General features: G+C 61.6%; 17 protein-coding genes and 1 pseudogene. 10 read left to right on the forward strand and 8 right to left on the reverse strand.

The features are described 5' to 3' along the window. Nucleotides 1-302: 302 nt before the first annotated feature. Nucleotides 303-3095 (reverse strand): DNA polymerase I, encoded by a 2793-nt coding sequence (gene polA / locus GV819_RS00195; protein ID WP_161752348.1) that lies wholly within the window; start codon nucleotides 3093-3095, stop codon nucleotides 303-305. Between the two features lie 74 nt (nucleotides 3096-3169). On the opposite strand from polA, the gene GV819_RS00200 reads away from it, so the two are divergent. Together GV819_RS00200 and GV819_RS00205 are read left to right on the forward strand one after the other, a co-directional pair. After that, on the forward strand, nucleotides 3170-3457 hold the full coding sequence (locus GV819_RS00200) for a DUF2782 domain-containing protein (protein ID WP_161752350.1): 288 nt from the start codon (nucleotides 3170-3172) through the stop codon (nucleotides 3455-3457). Nucleotides 3458-3522: 65 nt separating this feature from the next. Next, entirely contained in the window at nucleotides 3523-4473 is a 951-nt protein-coding gene (locus GV819_RS00205) for a homoserine kinase (RefSeq protein WP_161752351.1), read from the forward strand. A gap of 85 nt (nucleotides 4474-4558) precedes the next feature. Here GV819_RS00205 and GV819_RS00210 read toward each other — a convergent pair whose 3' ends face one another. Then, on the reverse strand, nucleotides 4559-5479 hold the full coding sequence (locus GV819_RS00210; RefSeq protein ID WP_161752353.1) for a zinc ABC transporter substrate-binding protein: 921 nt from the start codon (nucleotides 5477-5479) through the stop codon (nucleotides 4559-4561). A 66-nt stretch (nucleotides 5480-5545) separates the two neighbouring features. Between GV819_RS00210 and zur the strand changes: the two genes are divergently transcribed. The 4 genes from zur to GV819_RS00230 are packed head-to-tail and all read left to right on the forward strand — an operon-like array spanning nucleotide 5546 to nucleotide 8351. Continuing rightward, nucleotides 5546-6028, forward strand: coding sequence for a zinc uptake transcriptional repressor Zur (gene zur, locus GV819_RS00215; protein WP_011058466.1), 483 nt, complete (start codon nucleotides 5546-5548; stop codon nucleotides 6026-6028). After that, nucleotides 6028-6813: a zinc ABC transporter ATP-binding protein ZnuC gene (znuC, locus tag GV819_RS00220; protein WP_161752355.1), complete on the forward strand. Its 786-nt coding sequence runs from the start codon at nucleotides 6028-6030 to the stop codon at nucleotides 6811-6813. The genes zur and znuC overlap by 1 nt, the downstream gene beginning before the upstream one ends. Continuing rightward, on the forward strand, nucleotides 6806-7594 hold the full coding sequence (gene znuB / locus GV819_RS00225; protein WP_161752357.1) for a zinc ABC transporter permease subunit ZnuB: 789 nt from the start codon (nucleotides 6806-6808) through the stop codon (nucleotides 7592-7594). Before znuC ends, znuB begins: the two co-directional genes overlap by 8 nt. 37 nt (nucleotides 7595-7631) lie before the next feature. Further along, on the forward strand, nucleotides 7632-8351 hold the full coding sequence (locus GV819_RS00230; RefSeq protein ID WP_161752359.1) for a PA5502 family lipoprotein: 720 nt from the start codon (nucleotides 7632-7634) through the stop codon (nucleotides 8349-8351). 57 nt (nucleotides 8352-8408) lie between these two features. Here GV819_RS00230 and katE read toward each other — a convergent pair. Beyond that, nucleotides 8409-8863 (reverse strand): annotated as a pseudogene (gene katE / locus GV819_RS00235) (catalase HPII); the annotation flags it as partial. Nucleotides 8864-9094: 231 nt separating this feature from the next. Here katE and GV819_RS00240 point away from each other — a divergent pair. From GV819_RS00240 to GV819_RS00250, 3 genes are read left to right on the forward strand one after another with little or no spacing between them, the layout of a single operon-like run. Then, a complete protein-coding gene (locus GV819_RS00240) occupies nucleotides 9095-10102 on the forward strand; it encodes a methionine ABC transporter ATP-binding protein (RefSeq protein WP_161752361.1) in 1008 nt (335 codons plus the stop codon). Next, entirely contained in the window at nucleotides 10102-10776 is a 675-nt protein-coding gene (locus GV819_RS00245; protein WP_161752363.1) for a methionine ABC transporter permease, read from the forward strand. Before GV819_RS00240 ends, GV819_RS00245 begins: the two co-directional genes overlap by 1 nt. Nucleotides 10777-10835: 59 nt before the next feature. Then, a complete protein-coding gene (locus GV819_RS00250) occupies nucleotides 10836-11609 on the forward strand; it encodes a MetQ/NlpA family ABC transporter substrate-binding protein (protein WP_161752365.1) in 774 nt (257 codons plus the stop codon). 93 nt (nucleotides 11610-11702) lie between these two features. On the opposite strand, the gene GV819_RS00255 is transcribed toward GV819_RS00250, so the two are convergent. Genes GV819_RS00255 through GV819_RS00275 form a run of 5 tightly spaced genes read right to left on the reverse strand, consistent with a single transcriptional unit; the run spans nucleotide 11703 to nucleotide 15611 of the window. Next, nucleotides 11703-12338: an SCO family protein gene (locus tag GV819_RS00255; protein ID WP_161752367.1), complete on the reverse strand. Its 636-nt coding sequence runs from the start codon at nucleotides 12336-12338 to the stop codon at nucleotides 11703-11705. After that, nucleotides 12335-13237 (reverse strand): heme o synthase, encoded by a 903-nt coding sequence (gene cyoE / locus GV819_RS00260; protein ID WP_161752369.1) that lies wholly within the window; start codon nucleotides 13235-13237, stop codon nucleotides 12335-12337. Before cyoE ends, GV819_RS00255 begins: the two co-directional genes overlap by 4 nt. Next, nucleotides 13225-14304, reverse strand: a complete 1080-nt coding sequence (locus tag GV819_RS00265; protein ID WP_161752371.1) for a COX15/CtaA family protein — start codon at nucleotides 14302-14304, stop codon at nucleotides 13225-13227. The genes cyoE and GV819_RS00265 overlap by 13 nt, the downstream gene beginning before the upstream one ends. Nucleotides 14305-14314: 10 nt before the next feature. Further along, entirely contained in the window at nucleotides 14315-14905 is a 591-nt protein-coding gene (locus tag GV819_RS00270) for a hypothetical protein (protein ID WP_161752373.1), read from the reverse strand. After that, nucleotides 14871-15611, reverse strand: a complete 741-nt coding sequence (locus tag GV819_RS00275; protein WP_161752375.1) for an SURF1 family protein — start codon at nucleotides 15609-15611, stop codon at nucleotides 14871-14873. Before GV819_RS00275 ends, GV819_RS00270 begins: the two co-directional genes overlap by 35 nt. Nucleotides 15612-15681: 70 nt before the next feature. Here GV819_RS00275 and GV819_RS00280 point away from each other — a divergent pair, with 70 nt between their 5' ends. After that, entirely contained in the window at nucleotides 15682-15885 is a 204-nt protein-coding gene (locus tag GV819_RS00280) for a twin transmembrane helix small protein (RefSeq protein WP_161752377.1), read from the forward strand.

Genomic DNA, 15885 nt, shown 5'->3' on the forward strand with positions numbered 1-15885 from the left:
GGTCATTTCCCAGGCAATTTTCAGGCAAAAAAAACCCCGGACTTCGTATGGGGAGGGGAAGTTCGGGGTTTAAGTTCTAGACCGCTAGGGCGGGGTCCAGATATCTGCCAACACTTAACACAACATAGGAGCATCGAAGGGCTTCACCACCCATTCAGTAACTCTGAGTGGAGCTTCACCGATTTAGTTCCAACGGGTTGCAAAAACTATTGGTAATAATCGGTGAAATTTTCCGTGCTAATAGCTCTTCGCCAGTTCTTGGCGCGACACTATGCCGCGGAAAAAACCGCTGGAAAGTGCCCTTAGTGGGCCTCATCCCAGTTGTTTCCCACCCCGACTTCGACCAGTAGAGGCACATCCAGGGTCGCGGCAGCGCTCATGTGACCGCGAACTTCCTCGCGAACCTGATCCACCAGATCCTCACGCACTTCCAGCACCAGTTCGTCGTGCACTTGAAGAATGACCCTGGCGTCCAGCCCCGAAGACTCCAGCCAGTTATCTACCGCCACCATGGCTTTCTTGATGATGTCTGCCGCCGTGCCCTGCATGGGCGCGTTGATCGCGGTACGCTCGGCGCCAGCACGCTCCTGTGGCTTGTTGGAGTTGATCTCCGGCAGGTACAGCCGACGACCGAAGATAGTCTCCACGTATCCCTGGTCCGCCGCTTGGGCGCGGGTGCGGTCCATATACTCGCGAACCCCCGGATAGCGGGCAAAATAAGTATCGATGTAGGCCTTGGCCTGCTTGGTATCGACACCGATATCCTTGCCCAGCTTCTGCGCGCCCATGCCGTAGATCAGGCCGAAGTTGATGGCCTTGGCACTGCGCCGCTGATCGGAAGTGACATCCTTGAGTTCGACCTTGAATACCTCGGCCGCAGTAGCGGTGTGCACGTCCAGATTGTTGCGGAAGGCATTCAGCAGGCCTTCATCCCGGGACAGGTGCGCCATGATCCGCAGCTCAATCTGCGAATAGTCCGCTGCCAGCAGCTTGTAGCCGGCCGGGGCGATAAAGGCCTGGCGAATACGCCGGCCCTCAGCAGTGCGCACCGGAATGTTCTGCAGGTTCGGATCACTGGAAGACAGACGCCCAGTGGACGCCACCGCCTGGTGATAGGACGTGTGGATCCGCCCGGTGCGCGGGTTGATCTGTTCCGGCAGGCGATCGGTGTAGGTGCTTTTCAGCTTGCTCATGGAGCGGTACTGCATCAGCACCCGAGGCAGCGGATAGTCGTCCTCCGCCAGCCTTGCCAGCACCTCCTCGGCGGTGGAAGGCTGCCCCTTGGCGGTCTTCTTCAGCACCGGCAGGCCGAGCTTGTCATAGAGAATCGAGCCCAGTTGCTTGGGCGAACCCAGATTGAATTCCTCACCGGCGATCTCGAAGGCTTCGCGCTCCAGGGCAACCATCTTGTCCCCCAGCTCGATGCTCTGTACCCCCAGCAACTTGTCATCCACCAAGGCACCCTGGCGCTCAATGCGTGCCAGAACCGGCACCAGCGGCATCTCGATATCGGTCAGCACGCTGGCCAGGCTCGGAATGGCGGTGAGTTTCTCGAACAAGGCTTGGTGTAGACGCAAGGTCACGTCGGCATCTTCGGCGGCGTAAGGTCCCGCCTGATCCAGGGGAATCTGATCGAAGGTCAGCTGCTTGGCGCCCTTGCCGGCGATGTCCTGGAAACTCACGGTGCTGTGGTCCAGGTACTTCTGCGCCAGGCTGTCCATGTCATGACGGGTGGCGGTGGAGTTGAGCACGTAGGATTCAAGCATGGTGTCGAAAGCCACACCGCGTACGGTAATGCCGTTCGCCTGATCGCCCCCGATGGCGCAGTTGGCCAGGATGTTCATGTCAAACTTGGCGTGCTGGCCGACCTTGAGCAGCTTCGGGTCCTCCAGCAACGGCTTCAACGCCAGCAATACGGTATCGCGGTCCAGCTGCTCCGGCACGCCCATATAGGAGTGAGTCAGCGGGATGTAGGCCGCTTCGCCGGCCTTGACCGAGAAGGACAGGCCCACCAGTTGCGCCTGCTGTGCGTCGATACCGGTGGTTTCGGTATCGAAGGCAATCAGCTTGGCGTTCTTCAGCCGATCCAGCCAGACCGTGAAACGTTCCTGATCGAGGATGGTTTCGTACTGCAGTTCAAGCGGTGCCTGCTCGACCGCTGCTGGCTGCTCTGCCAGCTCTTCCGGCACCGCAGCTGCACTGAGTTCGACGCGCTTGGCATCGCGCTGCAAGTCGTCGAGCCAACTCTTGAACTCCAGCAGGCTGTAGAGCTCAGCCAGCTTCTCGCGATCCGGCTCGCGCAAGTGCAGATCGTCCAGCCCCACATCCAGCGCCACATCCACCTTGATGGTTGCCAACTGATAGGAGAGGAAGGCCATTTCCTTGTGTTCTTCGAGCTTGGCCGGCAGGGTCTTGGCACCACGAATCGGCAAGGTCGGCACTATATCGAGCTGCTCGTACAGGTCTTTCAGGCCGCCATTGACCCCCACCAGCAAGCCGGAAGCGGTCTTCGGACCAATGCCCGGAACCCCCGGGATGTTGTCGGAAGAGTCGCCCATCAATGCCAGGTAATCGATGATCTGCTCGGGAGCGACGCCGAATTTCTCCTTCACGCCCTCCACGTCCATGCTGCTACCGGTCATGGTGTTGACCAAGGTAATGTGCCCATCCACCAGCTGTGCCATGTCCTTGTCGCCGGTAGAAATCACCACCGGACGATCCGCCGCCGCGCTGCTGCGGGCCAGAGTGCCGATCACGTCATCAGCCTCGACCCCTTCAACGCATAGCAACGGGAAACCCAGGGCGATCACGCTGGCATGCAAGGGCTCGATCTGCACCCGCATATCGTCGGGCATGCTCGGGCGGTTGGCCTTGTATTCGGCATACATGTCATCGCGGAAGGTCCCGCCCTTGGCGTCGAAGACCACGGCGAACGGACTGTTCGGGTACTGCCTGCGCAGACTCTTGAGCATGTTCAGCACGCCCTTGACCGCACCGGTAGGCAGGCCTTTGGAGGTGGTCAGCGGTGGCAACGCGTGAAACGCGCGGTACAGATATGAAGAACCGTCCACCAGGACGAGGGGGGCTTGGCTCATGAGCAGGATCAACCTTTTCGGCGGGTCCGGCGCTAGAATAGCGGGACCGTTGACGACAAAGGGACAAGGTTATCATGCGCACACTAAATCGCTTGCTGCTGGCCGGCTTGATTGCAATCGCTCCAATGGCCGTGATCGCCGCAGAAGATGCGCCGTCAGCAGACCCGGAAGTGACCATTCGCACGGAAGGCGACAAGACCATCCAGGAATACCGGCAAAATGGCTTTTTGTATGCCATCAAGATCACGCCAAAAGGTGGCAAACCTTATTTCCTGGTGCGCGCTGATGGCTCCGACGGCAACTTCATCCGTTCGGATCAGCCGGATATGCTGATCCCTTCGTGGAAAATCTTTGAGTGGTAAACCACTCCGACTTCAACTCAATGGCGCTGGCTTGATAGCGGCGCCCGTACTGGCAGTTTTTAATCATGTCTGTGTTCACCCCCCTGGCTCGGCCCGAGCTGGAAACCTTTCTCGCCCCCTATGGGCTCGGCCGCCTGCTTGACTTCCAGGGGATCGCCGCTGGTAGCGAAAACACCAATTTCTTCATCAGCCTGGAACAGGGCGAGTTCGTCCTGACCCTGGTGGAGCGCGGCCCGGTCCAGGAAATGCCGTTCTTCATCGAACTGCTGGACGTGCTGCACCAGGCCAATCTGCCGGTGCCCTACGCATTGCGCACCACCGACGGCATCGCCCTGCGGGAATTGGCGGGCAAGCCGGCGCTGCTGCAACCGCGCCTGGCGGGCAAACACATCAAGCAAGCCAACGCCCAGCATTGCATCCAGGTTGGTGAGCTGCTCGGCCATCTGCACGTAGCCACCAAGGACAACATGATCAAGCGTAAGACTGATCGTGGCCTGGACTGGATGCAGCAAGAGGGCACGCAACTGTTGCCTCACCTGGATGCAACGGCACAAGACCTGCTGCAACGGGCGCTGGAGGAGATTTCCGAGAAAAAGACCAGGATCCTCGCCCTGCCCCGGGCCAACATCCATGCCGATCTGTTCCGTGACAACGCCATGTTCGAAGGCACCCATCTGACCGGCCTGATCGACTTCTACAACGCCTGCTCAGGGCCGATGCTCTACGACGTAGCCATTGCCCTGAACGACTGGTGTTCCGATGCCGAGGGCGTCATCGACGGGCAGCGAGCCCGGGCCTTGCTGGGTGCCTATGCGGCGCTGCGGCCCTTCACTGCCGCGGAGGCCGAACTCTGGCCGACAATGCTGCGAGTAGCCTGCGTACGGTTCTGGTTGTCACGGCTGATTGCCGCCGAGAGCTTCGCTGGGCAGGACGTACTGATTCATGACCCGATGGAGTTCCAGCGGCACCTGGCGCAGCGGCAACAGGTCAACCTGCCATTGCCATTCGCCCTCTGAAACGCTTCGCGGGCAAGCCCGCTCCTACGTCTACAACCCTGTAGGAGCGGGATTGCCCGCGAAAGCATCCCGCCACAATCCCCGCTTACAACTGCTCCAGGCAGCCCGCCAGGTCATTCCCGAGCTTCTCCAGTACCTGCTCGTACCCCTGCGCGGTAGCCGGTGTGTAGCCACCCAAGGCATCCAGCTCCGCCAACGTCACCGGCAGCCCAGCTACCAATGTCTCCGCCAGTCGCGGACGCAAAGGCGGCTCACTGAACACGCAGGTCTTGCCCACCTGTTGCAACCGTGCACGCATCGCCGCGACGTGCTGCGCTCCCGGCTGCACTTCTGCGGCAACGCTGAACACTCCGGTGTGCTTGAGGCCATAAGCGTCCTCGAAGTAGTCGAACGCTTCGTGGAACACAAAATAGGGTTTGCCGACGACTCCCGCCAGGCGCGCTTTCAAGCGGGTATCCAGAGCATCCAGACGTTCATTGAAAGCTTTCAGGTTGCTCTGATAGCGAGCGGCGTTGGCCGGTTCTGCCGCGCTCAGGTCAGCGGCGATGCGAGCGGCAATCACCCGAGCATTGACCGGCGACAGCCACAGATGCGCATCCAGGGTACCGGGACGATGATCATGGTCATGTTCGTCGGCATCTTCGGCGTGGGAGTGGCTATCTTCGGCAAAATGACGAAGCTTCATTCCGGGCAGATCCTGCACCGCCACCGATGGCAGACTGCGGCCTTTCAAAACCCGCGGCAAGAAACCCTCCATGTCCGGTCCGACCCAGTACAGCAAGTCCACGGTCTGCACCTTGCGTACGTCGGAAGGGCGCAGCGCGTAGTTGTGTGGCGAAGCCCCCGGCGGCAATAGCACCTCGGGAACCGCCACGCCGTCTTGCACCGCCGCGGCGATCAACTGCAAGGGCTTGATGCTGGTGAGTACCCGAACTTCGGCCTGGGCTGAGCCGATCGCAAACAAACTGAAGGTAAAAGCAACAAAAAGGCGAAAAAGTCTGGGCACGATGGACACTCGAAGAGGCAAGAACAGGTAACATAATAACGTCTCTCACAAACCTCGTCGCCGCTCATGCCCAAAACACCGCTTGCCAGCCGTCCACACGACCACTCTCACTGCGTGCACAGCGCACTGTCTGAGGCCGACGCCCTGTGCGCACGGCAGGGCCTGCGCCTGACGGCCTTGCGCCGGCGGGTGCTGGAGTTGGTGTGGCAAAGCCACAAGCCCCTGGGGGCCTACGACATTCTCGCCGTGCTCAGCGAGCAGGACGGTCGTCGCGCGGCACCGCCGACGGTTTATCGCGCGCTGGATTTCCTCCTGGAAAACGGCCTGGTGCACCGCATTGCTTCGCTCAATGCCTTCGTCGGCTGCAACCACCCGGAACACGCGCATCAGGGTCAATTCCTGATCTGCCGCGAGTGCCACGCGGCCATTGAGCTCGAACAGAAATCCATCAGCGACGCCATCATCAGCAGCGCCCGCGACGTCGGTTTCGTGGTCGAAGGCCAGACCGTTGAAGTGGTCGGGCTCTGCTCGGGTTGCCAGGGGGCTTGATGAGCACTGCGCTGATCCGCCTTGAGCAGGTCACGGTGACCTTTGCCGGGCAGAACGTGCTGGACAATATCCAGCTCAACGTCGAACCCGGGCAGATCGTCACCCTGATCGGCCCCAACGGCGCTGGCAAGACCACCCTGGTGCGTGCCGTGCTCGGGCTGCTCAAGCCCGACAGCGGCAGTGTCTGGCGCAAGCCCAAGCTGCGGGTTGGCTATATGCCGCAGAAGCTTCATGTCGACCCAACCTTGCCACTGTCGGTGCTGCGCTTCCTGCGCCTGGTGCCAGGCGTGGACCGCATCCGTGCACTGGCAGCACTCAAGGAAGTCGGCGCCGAACAGGTGATCGACAGCCCGGTGCAAAGCATTTCCGGTGGCGAGATGCAGCGAGTGCTGCTGGCCCGGGCCCTGCTGCGCGAGCCGGAACTACTGGTGCTCGACGAACCGGTGCAAGGCGTCGATGTGGCCGGCCAGGCCGAACTCTACAGCCTGATTACCCGCCTGCGGGACCGTCACGGCTGTGGCGTGCTGATGGTTTCCCATGACCTGCACCTAGTCATGAGCACCACCGACCAGGTGGTCTGCCTCAACCGTCACGTCTGCTGCTCCGGACATCCCGAGCAGGTCAGCGGCGACCCGGCCTTCGTCGAACTGTTCGGCAAGAACGCGCCGAGCCTGGCGATCTACCACCACCATCACGACCACGCCCACGATCTGCACGGCTCGGTGGTGACCCAGCCCGCAACGGGCCACGCCCATGTTCATGGAGAAAACTGCAAGCATGGCTGATTTTCTGCTCTACGCCCTGCTCGCAGGTTTGGCTCTGGCGGTGGTCGCCGGCCCCTTGGGGTCCTTCGTGGTCTGGCGGCGCATGGCCTATTTTGGCGACACCCTGTCCCACGCCGCACTGTTGGGCGTGGCCCTGGGTTTCCTGCTGGATATCAGCCCGGCGGTGGCGGTCACTGTGGGTTGCCTGCTGCTGGCGGTGCTGCTGGTGACCCTGCAACAACGCCAGCCGCTGGCATCTGACACGCTGCTGGGGATTCTTGCGCCTAGCACCCTGTCTCTGGGCCTGGTGGTACTAAGCTTCATGCATGAAGTGCGGATCGATCTGATGGCCTACCTGTTCGGTGACCTGCTGGCGATCAGCCCCACTGACCTGGCGTGGATTCTCGGCGGCAGCGCAGCGGTGCTGTTGCTGCTAGTGGCCCTGTGGCGCCCCTTGCTGGCGATCACCGTGCATGAGGAACTGGCCAGGGTCGAAGGCCTGCCCGTGGCCTCGCTGCGCATGACGCTGATGCTGTTGATCGCCGTAGTGATCGCCGTGGCAATGAAGATTGTCGGGGTATTGCTGATCACCTCGCTGCTGATCATTCCAGCAGCGGCGGCGCAACGACACGCCCGCTCGCCGGAGCAGATGGCCCTGGGCGCGAGCCTGCTGGGCATGCTTGCAGTCTGCGGCGGACTGGCGCTGTCCTGGTTCAAGGACACCCCGGCCGGGCCGTCGATCGTGGTCACGGCCGCCGCACTGTTTCTGCTGAGTTTTGTTCTGCCCCGTCGAGGGGTGTAGACTTGCTCGCTTTTTGCGCAATTAGAGAGTCGCAGGAATGAAGCCGTTCGCCTCCCGTTATTTGCTCCTTGTCGCCTTTTCCCTGCTGCTCGGGGCCTGCCAAAGCACGCCACCGGCGGCCACCGAGGTCCCCGATGCCCGGGCCACGGCCATCGCGCAGCTGGAACAAAACATCGCCAGCAGCGAACTGGCCACCGCCGAAGACCAGCTGAGCGCATTGCAGGCGCAGACGCCTGATGATCCGCAGTTGGTGCAGTACCAACGGCAGTTGGCCGAAGCTTATCTGCAGCGCAGCCAGATCGTCCTGCAAAAAGGCGATGTGAATGCCGCAGCCACCGCCCTGAGCCGAGCCCGAGCGCTGATGCCCAAGGCGCCAGCACTGACCGGCGGGGTCAACAGTGCCATTGCTCATGCGCGCAAGGCCGAGCTGGACCAGGCCGAGGCCGCCTTGAAGGCTGCCGAGGCGCGGCCAGCGGCCAAGCTGATCGACCCTACAGCCCAAAGCACCACTATTGCCCTGAATGTCACCGATATCCGCAAGCTGCGTCGGCAACTCGATGCCCTGGCTGCCGACGTAGTGAATTACCAGTGCGATGTGAGCATTCAGGTACCACGCACCGAGGATTATCCTTGGCTGTCGACCTTGCTGAGCAAACGAGTGAAAAAACTCGACGCCGACTTCGAACAGAAGATCAGCCGGCAGATCGTGCGCCACGTGCCGGCACAGATGGTGCTGAGCCCACACAAGGCGCAATGACGCCATCACCGGCAAGCCGGCTCCTACAGGGGAGCAGGCTTGTTGGCGATGAATTGTTCAGGCCGGAATAGCCTTGGCCTTTCCTTCTCGACCCCAGACCCGATGCTGGGCAATGGCGGCAAAGAGCGCCTTGAATGCCTTGGCGTCCACACCCACGATCAACCCCTCATCCGCTTCCAGCCTGAGCACATGCAGTAGCTCTCGGGCTTCGCCGTGCAAGGCAATCGCCTTGAGGTGCTTGTACGCTTCCAACAGGTAATGCAACGCCGTTACCGCGATTGGCCGCCGCCCGGGACGGGCACGGCGTCGAACGCCACCGATGGCAAACCTTCCATAGAGGCATCAACCGCCAGGCTCTGGCCATCCGCAGTGGTCACCGGCGCTGACTCAGCCCTAGCAGCTTGGCGTGCGCACCCTGGGCTTTCAGTGCCTTCTTCAAGGCCTCGATGACCGCACCATCGACACCATCCCGACAGCAGGTTCGCCTGGCTCAGGGCGGGCGAGCGCGACAGAGGGACTTCATGAACAAATACCCACTGGCACGGCACCTGGGGCTTTCGAGAGGCTCAAGCAGCGAATGGTGAGAAACCGCGGCAGTTCGTTTTTCATGACCTTTGATCGCGTTATTGCCAAATGGCATGATGATTGCGAAATAAATGCTAAGAACCTCTATACGGACAGGCTAAAATGCGCGCCCGGCTAACCGCTGATCCTTTTCTAACGCGCCCCACAAGGTTCGCTACGTGATCGAGTTTCAAAACGTCCATAAAACTTACCGGGTCGCCGGTAAGGATATTCCCGCCCTGCACCCGACCAGTCTTCGGGTCGAGAATGGCCAGGTGTTCGGCCTGATCGGCCACTCCGGCGCGGGCAAAAGTACTCTGCTGCGCCTGATCAACCGCCTGGAAAATCCCAGCGGCGGCAAGATCATCGTCGACAGCGAGGAAGTCACTGCACTGGATGCCAACGGCTTGCGCCGCTTCCGGCAACAGGTCGGGATGATCTTCCAACACTTCAACCTACTGTCCTCCAAGACCGTGGCCGACAACGTTGCCTTGCCACTGACCCTGGCCGGTGAGCTGTCGCGCAGCGCAATCGACAAGCGGGTTGCCGAACTGCTGGACCGGGTTGGCCTGTCCGACCATGCGAAGAAGTACCCGGCGCAACTGTCCGGCGGCCAGAAGCAGCGCGTCGGCATCGCCCGCGCCCTGGCCACCCAGCCAAAAATCCTCCTGTGCGACGAAGCCACCAGCGCCCTGGACCCGCAAACCACTGCGTCGGTCCTGCAACTGTTGGCAGAGATCAACCGCGAGCTGAACCTGACCATCGTCCTGATCACCCACGAAATGGACGTGATCCGCCGCGTCTGCGACCAGGTAGCGGTAATGGACGCCGGCGTGATCGTCGAACAGGGCTCGGTGGCCGAGGTGTTCCTGCACCCCAAGCACCCGACCACCAAGCGCTTCGTCCAGGAAGACGAGCAGGTCGATGAAAACGAACAACGCGACGACTTTGCCCACGTACCTGGGCGCATCGTGCGCCTGACCTTCCAGGGCGATGCCACCTATGCGCCGCTGCTGGGCACCGTGGCCCGGGAGACCGGGGTCGACTACAGCATCCTCGCCGGACGCATCGACCGCATCAAAGACACCCCTTACGGGCAACTGACCCTGGCCATTACCGGCGGTGACATGGAAGCGGCCTTTGCCCGCTTCACCGCGGCAGATGTCCACATGGAGGTGCTGCGCTAATGGAACTGCTGAGTAGTTTCTTCACCAATATCGACTGGCTGGAAATCTGGCTGGCCACCGGCGACACCCTGATGATGCTCTGCGGCTCGCTGCTGTTCACCATACTCCTGGGCCTGCCGCTGGGGGTTCTGCTGTTCCTCTGCAGCCCGCGCCAACTGCTCGAACAGAAGTCGCTGTATGCGCTGCTGTCACTGGCCGTCAACATCCTGCGCTCACTGCCCTTCATCATATTGCTGATCGTGATGATTCCCTTCACCGTATTGATCACCGGCACCTCCCTGGGCGTGGCCGGGGCCATTCCGCCGCTGGTGGTCGGGGCAACGCCGTTCTTTGCCCGACTGGTGGAAACCGCACTGCGGGAAGTGGATCGCGGCATCATCGAGGCCACCCAGTCCATGGGCGCCAGCACCCGGCAGATCATTACCAACGCCTTGCTCCCGGAGGCTCGGCCGGGCATTTTTGCCGCGATCACCGTGACCGCGATCACCCTGGTGTCCTACACCGCCATGGCCGGCGTAGTCGGTGCCGGTGGCCTGGGCGACCTGGCAATCCGCTTCGGCTACCAGCGCTTCCAGACCGATGTGATGGTGGTCACCGTGGTGTTGCTGCTGGTATTGGTTCAGGTTCTGCAAACCGTTGGCGATAAGCTGGTGGTGCACTTTTCTCGCAAATAAAATTGCCGGTTCTGGCCGGCAGGCGCCCGGGGTCGGGCGACTTACAAGGAGCTTGTTCGATGAAAAAACTACTCGTCGCTTTCGCAGCCGTTGCCGCGTTCTCCGCGCACGCCGCCGAAACCCTGACCGTGGCCGCCACACCGGTGCCCCACGCCGAGATCCTGGAATTCGTCAAACCGGCCCTGGCCAAAGAAGGCGTAGACCTGAAGGTCAAGGTCTTCACCGACTACGTGCAGCCCAACGTGCAAGTGGCTGAAAAACGCCTGGACGCCAACTTCTTCCAGCACCAGCCATACCTGGATGAGTTCAACAAGGCCAAGGGCACCAAGCTGGTGAGCGTGGCCGGCGTGCACATTGAACCCCTGGGCGCCTACTCCAACAAGTACAAGCAACTCTCCGAACTGCCGGGTGGCGCTACCGTGGTAATCCCCAACGACGCCACCAACGGTGGCCGCGCTCTGCTGCTGCTGGACAAGGCAGGCCTGATCAAGCTGAAGGATTCGAACAATATCCTGGCGACCATCAAGGACATCACCGAGAACGCCAAAGACTTGAAGTTCCGTGAACTGGAAGCCGCCACCATCCCGCGTGTGCTGACCCAGGTCGACCTGGCCCTGATCAACACCAACTACGCTCTGGAAGCCAAGCTGGATCCGGCCAAGGACGCCCTGGTGATCGAAGGCAAAGACTCGCCTTACGTGAACATCCTGGTGGCCCGTCCTGATGACAAGGATTCGGACGCCATGAAGAAACTGGTAGCTGCCCTGCATAGCCCGGAAGTGAAGCAATTCATTCTCGAGAAGTACAAAGGCGCGATCGTGCCGGCGTTCTGATCGGTTGCAGAAACACGAACGGGGCGCCTTTGGGCGCCCCGTTTCGTTTCAAGTGGTCCTTTCTCCGGCTTGCCGGCGAGGAACGATAAAGAATTACTTGCGCTGCAACATCACCGGCAACTGGGCCACCAGCTTCTGGTTGTTCAACGGCGCGCGGATAAAGCCACGCTGGCTGCCATCCGGCCCGATCACCGCCAGGTTGCCGCTGTGGTCCACGGTGTAGTTGGGCTTGCTGGTGTCCGCCGGGATGAAGGGAATGCTCACCGCATTGGCGAGCTTCTGCAGGTCTTCCACCGAGGAGGCGGTCAGGCCTTTGAAGTCCTTGTCGAAGTAACCCAGGTACTGCTTGAGCTGCTGCGGGGTGTCGCGGTTGGGATCGACGCTGACCAGGATCACCTGCAGCTTGTCCACCGCCTCCTTGGGCAGTTCGCTCTTGATCTGCCGCAGCTGGGCCAGGGTGGTGGGGCAAATATCCGGGCAGAAGGTGTAGCCGAAGAACAGCAACGACCACTTGCCCTTCAATTCGTCGATCACCACCGGCTGACCATCCTGGTCGAGCATCTTCACCGCCGGCAGAGTACGGCTCTGTGGCAGCAGAATGATCCCGGCATCGATCAATGCAGTGGGGTCGCCTTGACCCTTGCCGGACAGTACTTTGTTGACGGTCAGCCCCAGGACCAGGGCCACCAGAGCAACGAGAATAAAGACGGTTTTCTGAGTTCGAGTCATAGGTTCAACAATAGGTAATGGTCTACGAGCAGGGCGATGAACAGCAGGAACAAGTAATAAATAGAGTACTTGAAGGTGTTGATCGCCGCGTGCGGCCGAGTGCCACGGTACAGCACCCAGGCCCATTGCAGGAAGCGCCCACCCAAGGCCAGGGCACAGACCAGGTACAGCACGCCGCTCATGTGGATGGCAAAGGGCAGCAGGCTCACCGCCAGCAGGGCAAAGGTATAGAGCAGGATGTGCACCTTGGTGTAGTGCTCGCCGTGGGTCACTGGCAGCATCGGGATATCCGCCTTGGCGTACTCCTCCTTGCGATGGATAGCCAGGGCCCAGAAGTGCGGCGGGGTCCAGGCGAAGATGATCAACACCAGCAGTAGCGGTTCGGCGCTCAAGTGCCCGGTCGCGGCGACCCAGCCCAACAACGGCGGGGCCGCTCCGGCAAGGCCGCCGATGACGATATTCTGCGGCGTCGCGCGCTTCAAGAAGCCGGTGTAGACCACTGCGTAGCCCAATAGCGACGCCAGGGTCAGCCAGGCCGTTAGTGGATTGGTGAACGCCAGCAACAGTGCCTGCCCGGCCAGGGCCAGGAGCACGGCGAACGCCAGCGCTGCCCGGGGCGTAACCCGGCCTTCAGCCAGCGGGCGCTTGTGAGTCCGAGCCATCACCGCATCAATGCGTCGGTCCACCACATGATTGACCGCCGCCGCGCCGCCGGCGCACAGAGCAATGCCCAGGTTGCCAAACACCAGCACCGTCCACGGTACTCCGGCGCGGGTGGCGAGGAACATGCCCACCAACGAGGTGATCAGCATCAGTACCACCACCTTGGGCTTGGTCAGCTCCAGGTAGTCCCGCCAGATCGCCTGCGGGTGCTGACGCTCGCCAATCAGAGTCGCCATGGCATCTCTCCTTTGATGGTAATGGGACCCGCCATCTGTTTGCGCGGGCTGAGGCGCCAGCCCAGGGGCAGCCGATCGCGGGCCTGCACCAAGCTGGTTCGGGCGTGATAATTGACCAGCACCAGGGTCAACAGCAGCGCGGCGCCCCCGGCGTTGTGCGCCACCGCCACCGGCAGTGGCAGATGAAAGAACACATTGCTCAAGCCCAGGCTGATCTGCGCCGCCAGCGCCACCAGCACCAGCCCGGCCAGGCGAGTCATGCCCGTTTGCCTGAGCTGCCAGGCCAGCCCCAGCAACACCAGGGTGACCAGCAGCGCCCCCACTCGGTGGGTCATATGGATGGCGGTGCGGGCATCACTGTCCAGTTGCCCACCCAGGTAGTTCGGCCCGATGTGCTGAGTCAGGTGAAAGCCGTTGGCAAAATCCATGTTCGGCCACCACAGCCCGTGGCAGGTCGGCAGGTCGATACAGGCCACCGCAGCGTAGTTGGAACTCACCCAGCCTCCCAGGGCGATCTGTCCGATCACCAGTACCAGCCCCGCAGTCGCCCAATATTGCAGGCGGCGCGGCACAATCAACGCAGGTAGCACACCGGACAGGCGCAAGGTCAGCAGAAACAACAGGCTCAAGGTAGCGAAACCGCCCAGCAGGTGCGCGGTAACCACTTGCGGCCAAAGCTTGAGGGTTACGGTCCACATGCCGAAGGCCGCCTGGGCGAACACCACGGCCAAGAGCAACAGCGGTAACTTCAGGGGCTGCCCGGGATGCCGGCGATGGGTCCAGGCACGAGCCGCCAGAAGCACAATCAACAGGCCCAGGGTGCCGGCGAAATAGCGGTGGATCATCTCGTTCCAGCCCTTGTGGGCTTCCACCGGAGCCTCGGGAAAATGCAGCTCGGCGTGGGCCAGCTGGGCTTCGCTCTTGGGCACGCTGATAAAGCCATAGCAACCGGGCCAGTCCGGGCAGCCGAGGCCGGCGTGGGTCAGCCGGGTGTAAGCACCGAGCAGCACCACAATCAGGGCCAGCAAGGTGGCAAACAACGCGAGGCGAAATCCAGGTTTGGCCATGACGAAGTCCTTATCCGATGTTCGACAGTTTCAGCAGATGGCGCAGGTCGTTGAGCAGGTCCTTGCCCTTGACCCGGGCGTCATAGCGCAGCACCAGGTTGCTGTGGGGGTCGACGATCCACAGCTGTGGCGCATCCTTGTCGTTGGCACTCTTGCTGAAAGCCGCCAGGTCCAGCGGATAGCGTTGCAACTGCGGGTATTCGCGCAGCAGCTTGGCTTCGTACTCGGCGCTCAGCGGCTGGGCGCTGGCCAAGGCATGGCTGGCCCGGGAGGCATCGCGCCCCAAGGCCACCTGGATCTGCCGCGCCAGGTATACCAACTGCTGACAATCCACCGAACAGCCCTTGGGTGCGGTGACCAGGATCTGCCAGCGATCCTCCTCGGACTGCACGCCGATCTCGGCACGAGTCTGCCCGTTGCCGATCATTTCGCCGTGATAGCTGCGGCTTTCCGGCACCCAGAACTGGAGCTTGTACATGCCGGTGGCCAGGATCATCGGGCCAATGACCATCAGCAGGATGAGGATCAGCTGCCAGCGACCACGGCGCCGATTGGGCGCTTGGGCATCAGTGATGTTGGGTGGATTCATGGCCGCTCCCATGGCGTTTCTCCCGTGTGTTGTGCCAGCCGAAATAGAGGTAGAGGGCGAACAGGGCCAGGGCCATGGCGAACCACTGCACCGCATAGGCCTGATGTTTTTCCGGGCCCATGGCGACCACCGGCCATTCGGTCAGGTAGGCACCAGGACCAGACTCCTGGCGCACTTCATGGTTGAAGCCACTGCGCCCCAGTTCGGCCCACAACGCCTCTGGAGCTACCGCGGTGATTAACCGTGGCCAGGAAGCGCCGGCCGGGTCGGCATGCAGCTGGAACGCAGTGCCCGGAGAAATGTAAACCCAGGCATCCAGGCTCAGGCTCTGTTCCGGGGTGTTGAACACCGGTGGCGTGCGCCGGTCGGGCCAGGGCAGCCAGCCACGATTGACCAGCAACCAACGACCGCTGGCCTGGTCGAGAAAGGGCTGCAGCAGCTCGACTCCAACCTTGCCGTCGTGCATGCGGTTATCCAGCAACAGGCTGTGGTCCCCATCGAAATGACCATGCAAGCGGACCCGGCGAAAGGCCGGATCCTCGGCGGCCAGCAGCTCGAACAAAGCCACCGGTTCAGCCGCACGGCGTTCGGCATAGCTGCTTAGCAATTGGCGTTTCTGCTCGCCGCGGCCCAGCTGCCAAAAGCCCAGGGAAACCAGCACCGGCAGCAGCAACAGCACCACCAGGGTCGGCACGATTCCCGGCCGGAAGCCCTTCATGGCCTGCCCGCAAAGTTATGAAATCGACTCGCTATACTGATGTGCATCGCGCTTCCCCCGGAGTCCCACCATGCTCAAAGCAGCCATCGTCCTGACGCTGATTGCCACGGTTATCAGCCTGTTCAGCGGCCTGTTCTTTCTGGTCAAGGACGACAGTCAATCCAAGCGCCTGCTGACGTCCCTGAGCATTCGTGTATGCCTGGCCGCGATCACCGTCGGCCTTATCGCCTGGGGCTTCTTCAGCGGCCAGCTGGTATCCCACGCTCCCTGGTAA

The organism is Pseudomonas sp. Fl5BN2 (assembly GCF_009908205.1).
In the GTDB taxonomy this organism is placed as follows: domain Bacteria; phylum Pseudomonadota; class Gammaproteobacteria; order Pseudomonadales; family Pseudomonadaceae; genus Aquipseudomonas.

Coding starts and splice junctions, on each gene's coding strand:
- polA (WP_161752348.1), bottom strand. CDS start 3,095: ATGAGCCAAGCCCCCCTCGTCCTGGTGGACGGTTCTTCATATCTGTAC.
- GV819_RS00200 (WP_161752350.1), top strand. CDS start 3,170: ATGCGCACACTAAATCGCTTGCTGCTGGCCGGCTTGATTGCAATCGCT.
- GV819_RS00205 (WP_161752351.1), top strand. CDS start 3,523: ATGTCTGTGTTCACCCCCCTGGCTCGGCCCGAGCTGGAAACCTTTCTC.
- zur (WP_011058466.1), top strand. CDS start 5,546: ATGCCCAAAACACCGCTTGCCAGCCGTCCACACGACCACTCTCACTGC.
- znuC (WP_161752355.1), top strand. CDS start 6,028: ATGAGCACTGCGCTGATCCGCCTTGAGCAGGTCACGGTGACCTTTGCC.
- znuB (WP_161752357.1), top strand. CDS start 6,806: ATGGCTGATTTTCTGCTCTACGCCCTGCTCGCAGGTTTGGCTCTGGCG.
- GV819_RS00230 (WP_161752359.1), top strand. CDS start 7,632: ATGAAGCCGTTCGCCTCCCGTTATTTGCTCCTTGTCGCCTTTTCCCTG.
- GV819_RS00245 (WP_161752363.1), top strand. CDS start 10,102: ATGGAACTGCTGAGTAGTTTCTTCACCAATATCGACTGGCTGGAAATC.
- GV819_RS00250 (WP_161752365.1), top strand. CDS start 10,836: ATGAAAAAACTACTCGTCGCTTTCGCAGCCGTTGCCGCGTTCTCCGCG.
- GV819_RS00255 (WP_161752367.1), bottom strand. CDS start 12,338: ATGACTCGAACTCAGAAAACCGTCTTTATTCTCGTTGCTCTGGTGGCC.
- cyoE (WP_161752369.1), bottom strand. CDS start 13,237: ATGGCGACTCTGATTGGCGAGCGTCAGCACCCGCAGGCGATCTGGCGG.
- GV819_RS00265 (WP_161752371.1), bottom strand. CDS start 14,304: ATGGCCAAACCTGGATTTCGCCTCGCGTTGTTTGCCACCTTGCTGGCC.
- GV819_RS00270 (WP_161752373.1), bottom strand. CDS start 14,905: ATGGGAGCGGCCATGAATCCACCCAACATCACTGATGCCCAAGCGCCC.
- GV819_RS00275 (WP_161752375.1), bottom strand. CDS start 15,611: ATGAAGGGCTTCCGGCCGGGAATCGTGCCGACCCTGGTGGTGCTGTTG.
- GV819_RS00280 (WP_161752377.1), top strand. CDS start 15,682: ATGCTCAAAGCAGCCATCGTCCTGACGCTGATTGCCACGGTTATCAGC.